Genomic DNA, 8,108 nt, shown 5'->3' on the forward strand with positions numbered 1-8,108 from the left:
CTTCAGACACATCAAGATCTTGCTGCAAATATTCATAACCACAAAAATATTGCCAATAAATATTTTCCTTTAGCTCTTCCTCCGTAAACGAATCAGAACCGTTGTACATAGCTTGAAGCATTGATAGTGCTAGCATTACTCTATGATCTTTCTTATTTCTACCAAATTGCTTGATTTCAATGTTAGGCAATGCTCTGGCTTCAAGTTCAGACCAATTTACTAAATCCCTTAGTTTATATAACTTGTTTTTAGGATTTAGTTTTGTAGATAATTTCTCTTCAAATAACCTTTCTTGTTTTTGGAGAAAAGTAATATTTTCTATAGGCATAATTTTAAAATCCGTAAGCTTTATGCGGTAATTATACCATTTTCTTATGGATTTTGTAAGCTGTTTATGACATGAAACCCCTTGTTAATTCAGGCGGGGAGAGTTTTGACGGAGGGACTAATTAATGTCATTCCCATGCGGAATCAGGAATTTAGGGAAAAACCACTAAAAAACCTGATTCTCGCCTCCGCTGGAATAACAAAAAAATAATCTTTCTACAATAGGTGGTTATTAATAATCACTAAATCTCTTAATGTCCTTAGCCATTCTTTTGCTTTTTCACTAACTTTTTCATCAGCTAATGCGAGGTCATAAATTTCTTTTTTACGTGCATTATCTTCTCCATACATATCATCAAGAACTTCATTCCATAGTTTGAAAATTGCCTCATCAGAAACTCCAGATCCTACTTTATTCAAAATCCCATAAATGCGCCCTCTCCAATAAGCATCCATTGCCTTGTCCATCCAAGATACAATTTCGGGTGTTAAGCCCACCTCTTTAAGACCTCTTCCTTCACCAAAACCTTTTTCGAATTTTTTGGTGCGTAAATGAGCGTATTTTTTGCCATACACTTGATTAACCCATAACATACACTTTTCTCCGATATCAATACCGATTGCTGATTTGGGATCATTATCAAGATTGTTGCTAATTTCAGATACTAAATTAGCCCAATTTTTTTCGAATTCTGCTTTCTTCTCTGGTGTAGAATTAGTTTTCCACTCAATTTCAAAGGCTGCATATTGTTTTAATTCTTCTGGAGTAAATATTTCTTTAACCCAGGAATGTTCAAGTTGTTGTGTCATACGATATACCTCAATTAGTTTAATAATGGTTTCCCAAGGAATTGATTTATCGTCACCTACGTTAGAAATAATGCTTTTAAGCGCTTTGCTTGCATCAAGCAAACTATTGCCTTTTTGCTCTAAAAATTGGGCTTGAACAGAAAAATGCTCAAATGCTCCCGCATTACTTGTTAGCAATGCCTTAATTTTCAAAAGTTCAAAGCCAAAAAACTTCAAAGCAATAATCTGTTGTAATTGCAATAAATCCTTTTCGGAGTACACACGATAACCATTGGATAGACGCAAGCTAGGCTTTAACAAGTCAATACGGTCATAATGATGCAGCGTTTGCACCGATACACCAGTTAATTTGCTTAAAGTCTTAACGTACCAATGAGTCATTATTTTTCCTCCTTATTTTAGAAGATAAGGTATATAGTAACTATAGGATCAAGAGGTTTTTTATAAAAATTGTATTTATTTTTCCTACTATAGGTAATTCATCAGCAAGGGGCGATAGAGAGAGGCCTATAGGAAGTAATAACACGCCAAGTTATTGGATTATTTTAAATTAGACTTAGTATTATGACTACAAATGAGTATGTTGCCCTTGGCTTCTAATACATAAAGCTTATCTCCTACTCGTGCAACCTTTTCTTTACTACTAAGTTGAGCATTCATAATTGTACCAGACCAGTAAACCTGCCCAATACTACCTGGCTTAATATCCTCAAGAGCTACTTCCACTTGCATACCAACAATATCAAAATAATCTTTGCCTAAATTTTTATTCTTAGCATAAACAAAAGCTTTAAGTGGCCACCATAAAACCAAAAACCATGCTAATGACGAAAATCCAACAGATGCAACTTGATAATTTTGTATCTCGGGATAGAAATAAAAAATCACTGAGCTAGACATTGCCCCTAGTCCGAGAAATAAAAATCCTATACCAGGTAACTTACTAAATTCTATCAATATAAAAATAATACCTACTACAAGCCATATTTCTACTGGAGTAATCGTCATAATAATTCTCTACTAAAGTTAACCTGAACTATGGGTAAGAGCCAGGTTTGTAGGCGCCATAGTTGTCATTATTGTAAAGTCCTCACAAGCAAAAACCAGTCATCCCTGCGCTTGATCCAGGATCTCTTTCCGTCTCATTAGATGCTGGGCCAAGAGGCCCGGCGCAAGCTTCTCATCAAGTTTTCGCATGACGGTGGTTAAGTTGAGTTCAGGATGACGGTGCGTGGTAAGCAGTCCCTGTACAAAAACTACTCTATTATTTCTTATCGCATAGTTCAGCTTAACTAGCTTTCTCTTTTAAATACGCTATAACATTAGCAATGTCTTGTGGTTTACTAATACCAGCAAAGCTCATTTTTGTACCTGGTAAAAATTTACTTGGCTTATTAAGAAAATGGTATAAACTTTCATTATCCCAAATTCCACCGGCAGCAGCCATTGCTTTTGAGTACGCATAACCATCCTTTTTGGCTTTAGCAGAACCATATATTTTCCATAAATGTGGTCCAATTTTGTTTGCCCCACCTTCATCTAGAGTATGACAAGCTAAACATTTTTTTACAACTTTGGCTCCATCTTCTGCATTAGCAGAAGCCATAAGCGCAGAAATATCCACTGGTACCTCTGGTCCTTGGTTACCATGGCTAGAAGATGTTTCTGATACCTCTATCTGATAGCCACGCTGAGCTATTTCTAGTTTAGGTTTATAAAGAGCATTCGCTACAACCCCAACTACCATCGCGATCAAGCTAGCTAGCAACACTGCAGCCGCAATTTTATTTAATTCTAACCCTGACATAAACACTATATTTTTTTATAACTATAGCAATTCTTCCAAACTCCAACGAGCTCTTGGCTTGAAATCCATACCGTTCATTATACCAACTTTTAACCTCTCAAGTCCAGCAAAAGCAATCATAGCAGCGTTATCGGTACATAATTTTATCGGTGGTGCAACAAAATTATACCCTAATCTTTCTGATAGAACGCTTAGGTCACTTCTGATTTGGCTGTTTGCAGCAGCTCCACCAGAAACAACCAATCTCTTTCCTTGGCACATCTTCTCGTATTGATCTATGGCAAATTTTGTTTTTTGAACTAAGACATCACAAACAGCTTGTTGGAAACTTGCTGCAACGTCACTCATATCGCGATCTGATAGCACAGGAATTTCTTGAAGTTTAAGCCTAACTGCCGTCTTGAGTCCAGAAAAAGACATATCAGAATTTTTCTGATTATATAAAGGTCGGGGAAAGTTAAATCTCTTCGGATCACCATTAGTAGCTATTTTTTCAATAATAGGACCTCCAGGAAACCCTAGATTCATCATCTTTGCGACCTTATCAAAGGCCTCACCTACTGCATCGTCCAAAGTTTGGCCTAAAATTGTGTATTTACCTAACGCATGTACTGCAACAAATTGACAATGCCCTCCGCTCACCAGCAAAAGTAGGTAAGGAAACTCAACATTGTTAGTAAGTCTTGCTGTAAGAGCGTGCCCTTCAAGATGATTAATTGCAATAAATGGCTTATCTAAAGCGCTAGCAAGAGCCTTACCGTACATCGACCCCACAATCACACCACCAATTAACCCAGGTCCAGAAGTTGCTGCAATAGCATCAATTTCCTGCAGCGTTATTGATGCTTCAAACAAACATTTATCGATAGCTGATTTGATATTATAAAGATGAGATCTAGCTGCAATTTCTGGCACAATTCCTTTGAAAGCCACGTGCTCTTCGGTTTGCGAAATAACAATATTTGCAAGAATATTATGACCAGAAGAGACTATTGCCGCAGCTGTATCATCGCAACTAGATTCTAACCCGAGGACTTTAATGGACAAAAAAACTACCTAATTGAATCAAAAATATGCTTTGTGAAATAAGCAATATCGAGTTGATTTTCCACTTTCTCCATATCTATCTTATCTTGCATTTCCTTAGGAACATAATTCATAACGTTACTAAGAACGGCAAAATATAAATTTTTAGATGGTATATAACCTGACTCACATCTTATAGCTAAAGCTTTACCAGCATGATGGTATACTACGTCTCCACCTTCTAATTCAGATATAAATAGACCATAGCCAGTATATTTTTTTATACCATCACTAAGATCTTCAGGAAGTTGATAATGTCTTGTTATCATCAGTTTATAAGAACTATCTGAAATTATTTGACCAGAATGCAGAGCTTTATTCCACGTAATGAGATCTTTGGCAGTCGAAGCTACACCACCATCAGCATAGGGAACCATAATGAATTCTGACTTAGCTACATTAAACTGAGGCTCAGAGTTACCAGTTGGCGTTACAAAATAGCGAATAGGATAATTTGTAGAACCAGGTTCCACTTGGTGTTTAACGGCCTCTGCAAGGTTAATCAATCTTGTGTCATTCATTCCAAGGGGTTTAAAAAATTCTTCGGCATAAAAATCAGCGAGACTTTTACCAGATAGCGTTTCAATGATTAGTCCCAAAAGCACATAATTGGTATTACAGTAATTATGCTTAATTCCTGGCTCAAATGTTAGCTCCTTACCAGCAGCAAAATTGACAATATCTTTATTAATTTCTGAGTGTGGTTTGGTGATATCTAGCTTGGCGCCCATAAAATATTCGGTTAAGCCACTTCTATGAGTAAGCAAATTATGAATAGTTATTTTATTAGCCCATGCAGGCACAACGCCATCCGTCCATATATTACTTTCCTTAGTTAAAAACTTGGCCACTTTATCATTGACGTCCAGTAACCCCCGATCACGCAGCTTTAAAATAGCAGCAGCTGTCATTGTTTTTGTTGTAGAAGCAATAGGCATCGCTTGTTCTGAGATTAGTTCTCTTTTTGTTTCAAAAGAGTGCAGGCCTTTGGCTCCTTGTTCTATAACACCGTCATCGTCACAAAACATATAGGTACCATTCATAAACCGTGAAGATAAATAGTCTTTACTAGCTTGGCTAACTTTATTTCTTAGATCCTTATCTGCAAAAGACAAACTCGAATTTAATACTAACGCTAAAAACAGAATAATATACTTTCTCATACAACCTTTCCCCTATTGTTTTATTAACTCAATATTTTGATAAGTTCATGGTCAAGTCCTTGCAACTTAGTAAGGTTACTTCCACCCACCTGAGCAAGACCAGCTTGCCCTCCACCACTTCCACCTATAAAACTCGATAAATGTTTTGAAATCTCGTTAGCATTATATCTTTGTGATATTTCTTTTGAAACTGCAATAACAATTGATAGCTTTTCAGCGGTTTTACTTACAAATACAACCACTAAATCATTATATTTTTTAGATAGATTTTCAGCTGCTATACGAGTAATTTTAGCGTCAATATTTTCTGGAATGATTTTGTAAAGTAAACGCCCTTCGTCTATAGATGCAGATGTTTTATTAATATCATCATCTGACAACATCAAACTACTTATCTGTATTTTTTCAACCTGTTTCTCGAGATCCTTTTTCGACACTAGCAAACTATCAGCTTTTTGTAATAATTCTGATTTGTTACTTTTAAGAATATCAATAAGTTCATTAAGTAGCTCTTCATTGGCTGCAATCTCTTTAAAAGCAAACTTACCACATACCGCCTCTATTCTTCTGATACCAGCTGCAATAGCACTTTCACTGAGAATCTTAAATGCACCAATATCTCCTGCTCTTTTAACATGTGTACCACCACATAATTCAAAAGAGTAAGGATTGGTGTTATCTTCAAAAGCACCAAGGGAAACTACCCTTACTTCAGCATCATATTTTTCTCCAAATAATGCCATAGCTCCTGCCTCCATAGCCTGATCGGTAGACATCAGCTTCGTAACAACTTTAGAGTTATCAGAGATAATTTGATTTACTTTTTCTTCTACTAATTTAATCTCAGCCTTTGTCAACGCTTTGGGATGACTAATATCAAACCTAAGCTTATCCTCAGCAACTAAAGAGCCTTTCTGAGTTACATGCCTTCCAAGAACATCTCGTAGTACTGCATGTAAAATATGAGTAGCGGTATGATGCATTTTTAAATGTTTTCTATAAGAAAGATCTATAGACATTTTAACTACGTCATTTATAGAAACAATTCCTTCATCTAAAAGACAAACATGCCCTATAACTTTACCCAAAAATTTCATTGTATTTAATACTTGTATTTTACAATGTGGTGATTCTATTATACCAATATCACCCATCTGCCCACCTGATTCACCGTAAAATGGTGTCTGGTTGGCTATTAAGGTAAACTTCTCACCAGACTTAGAAATTTGTTCCAATTTTTTGCCATTTTGTACCAGAGAAAGAACTTTACCTTCAGCCGATTCGAGTGAATATCCAAGAAACTCTGTAGAACCAAATTCCGATAATATATCAAACCATATTGCATCAGTCTTAAGCTCACCAGAACCTACCCAAGCTTTTCTTGCTCTCTCCTTTTGCAAATTCATTTGCTTATCAAAATCTTTATTATCTACTGTAACCCCTTGTTTTTTCAGAATATCTTCTGTCAAATCTAATGGAAAGCCATATGTGTCATATAGTTTAAAAGCCACCTCTCCAGACAACACTCCGCCTTTAGCAATAAGCTTTGCTTCATCTTCAAGAAGTTTTAAACCGCGGTCAAGGGTTGTTTTGAACCTTTCTTCCTCTTGTTTTAAAATACTTGAAATAAAATCTTCAGCTCTAGGTAATTCCAAATATGTATGACCAAACAAATCAACCAATTTCGGCAGTAGTTTATACATCAGCGGCTCTTTTGCTCCAAGCTGATGTGCATGTCTCATAGCTCTGCGCATTATCCTTCTTAGCACGTAACCCCTACCTTCGTTTGAGGGCATTACACCATCAGCTATTAAGAAAGCACTAGAACGCAAATGATCAGCAATAACTCTGTATGAAAACAGAGCCTCACCCTTAGCAGCTACTTTTAAAATAGATTCCGTATGGCCAATTATTTCTTTAAAAATATCCGTATCATAATTATCATGTACACCCTGAATTACAGCTGAGATCCTTTCTAAGCCCATACCAGTGTCTACTGACTTATTCGGCAACAAAATATGATTATCTTTATCGACTTGCTCGAATTGCATAAAAACTAAATTCCAGATTTCGATGAACCTATCTCCATCCTGCTCCGGGGTTCCAGGTAATCCTCCAGGAATAGACTCTCCATGATCATAAAAAATTTCAGAGCATGGCCCACACGGACCAGTATCACCCATTGACCAAAAATTATCGTTTGTATTAATGCGAATTATACGATTATCGCCAATACCAGCAATTTTTTTCCAGTAAGATACTGCTTCGTCATCATTGTGATAAACTGTTACATACAACTTTTCTTTCGGTAGCTTATATTCTTTAGTCAATAAATTCCATGCATAAAAAATTGCTTCCTCTTTGAAGTAATCACCGAAGGAAAAATTACCTAACATCTCAAAAAACGTATGGTGCCTTGCCGTGTACCCAACATTATCTAGATCGTTATGTTTACCACCTGCACGAACAGATTTTTGTGAAGAGGTAGCCTTTGAGTAGCTACGCTTATCGATTCCGGTAAATACATCTTTAAATTGCACCATCCCAGAATTAACAAACATTAAACTTGGATCATTATGCGGAACCAATGAGCTTGAAGGAACATGAGTGTGTCCATTAGCTTTAAAAAAATCGATAAAGGTACTTCTAATTTGTTGCGTAGTAATTTTATGCATAGAACTAATTACAATTTTTAAGAATTTTATAGACCATAACCTTAATAAATTTATGGCTAAATTACAATATTAATTTAAAAAGCCTTTTATTGTTTTCTGTTGCTATTGAGCTTGATCTGATTACTCCCTACTCTAATATTAAGTAATACAGAAAAGCTTTTTTAATCAAAACTATCAATAAATGATACTAAGTTCTATCGTAAATTGGATTAACAGGTTTCAAAGCAAAAAGCTTAATAC

General features: G+C 35.9%; 7 protein-coding genes. All 7 read right to left on the reverse strand.

Annotated elements, in window-relative coordinates; translation table 11 throughout:
* Positions 1–328 (reverse strand): transposase (locus Megvenef_RS05850; RefSeq protein WP_322776028.1); only part of this gene is annotated, 328 nt, incomplete at its 3' end.
* 215 nt (positions 329–543) lie between these two features.
* Positions 544–1,518: a MerR family transcriptional regulator gene (locus Megvenef_RS05855; protein ID WP_322777044.1), complete on the reverse strand. Its 975-nt coding sequence runs from the start codon at positions 1,516–1,518 to the stop codon at positions 544–546.
* Between the two features lie 159 nt (positions 1,519–1,677).
* On the reverse strand, positions 1,678–2,145 hold the full coding sequence (locus tag Megvenef_RS05860; protein ID WP_322777045.1) for an NfeD family protein: 468 nt from the start codon (positions 2,143–2,145) through the stop codon (positions 1,678–1,680).
* A gap of 280 nt (positions 2,146–2,425) precedes the next feature.
* Positions 2,426–2,944, reverse strand: coding sequence for a c-type cytochrome (locus Megvenef_RS05865; RefSeq protein ID WP_322777046.1), 519 nt, complete (start codon positions 2,942–2,944; stop codon positions 2,426–2,428).
* A gap of 21 nt (positions 2,945–2,965) precedes the next feature.
* Positions 2,966–3,985 (reverse strand): tRNA (adenosine(37)-N6)-threonylcarbamoyltransferase complex transferase subunit TsaD, encoded by a 1,020-nt coding sequence (tsaD, locus tag Megvenef_RS05870; RefSeq protein ID WP_322777049.1) that lies wholly within the window; start codon positions 3,983–3,985, stop codon positions 2,966–2,968.
* An 11-nt stretch (positions 3,986–3,996) separates the two neighbouring features.
* Positions 3,997–5,193: a serine hydrolase domain-containing protein gene (locus tag Megvenef_RS05875; RefSeq protein WP_322777047.1), complete on the reverse strand. Its 1,197-nt coding sequence runs from the start codon at positions 5,191–5,193 to the stop codon at positions 3,997–3,999.
* Between the two features lie 23 nt (positions 5,194–5,216).
* A complete protein-coding gene (gene alaS, locus Megvenef_RS05880; protein WP_322777048.1) occupies positions 5,217–7,868 on the reverse strand; it encodes an alanine--tRNA ligase in 2,652 nt (883 codons plus the stop codon).
* Positions 7,869–8,108: the final 240 nt, after the last annotated feature.

The organism is Candidatus Megaera venefica (assembly GCF_034554655.1).
Taxonomy (GTDB): Bacteria; Pseudomonadota; Alphaproteobacteria; order Rickettsiales; family Rickettsiaceae; genus Megaera_A; species Megaera_A venefica.

What these genes read in the sequence shown, in the direction of transcription:
- alaS (WP_322777048.1), bottom strand. Translation starts at nt 7,868, where the DNA reads ATGCATAAAATTACTACGCAACAAATTAGAAGTACCTTTATCGATTTT.
- Megvenef_RS05860 (WP_322777045.1), bottom strand. Translation starts at nt 2,145, where the DNA reads ATGACGATTACTCCAGTAGAAATATGGCTTGTAGTAGGTATTATTTTT.
- Megvenef_RS05875 (WP_322777047.1), bottom strand. Translation starts at nt 5,193, where the DNA reads ATGAGAAAGTATATTATTCTGTTTTTAGCGTTAGTATTAAATTCGAGT.
- Megvenef_RS05865 (WP_322777046.1), bottom strand. Translation starts at nt 2,944, where the DNA reads ATGTCAGGGTTAGAATTAAATAAAATTGCGGCTGCAGTGTTGCTAGCT.
- Megvenef_RS05855 (WP_322777044.1), bottom strand. Translation starts at nt 1,518, where the DNA reads ATGACTCATTGGTACGTTAAGACTTTAAGCAAATTAACTGGTGTATCG.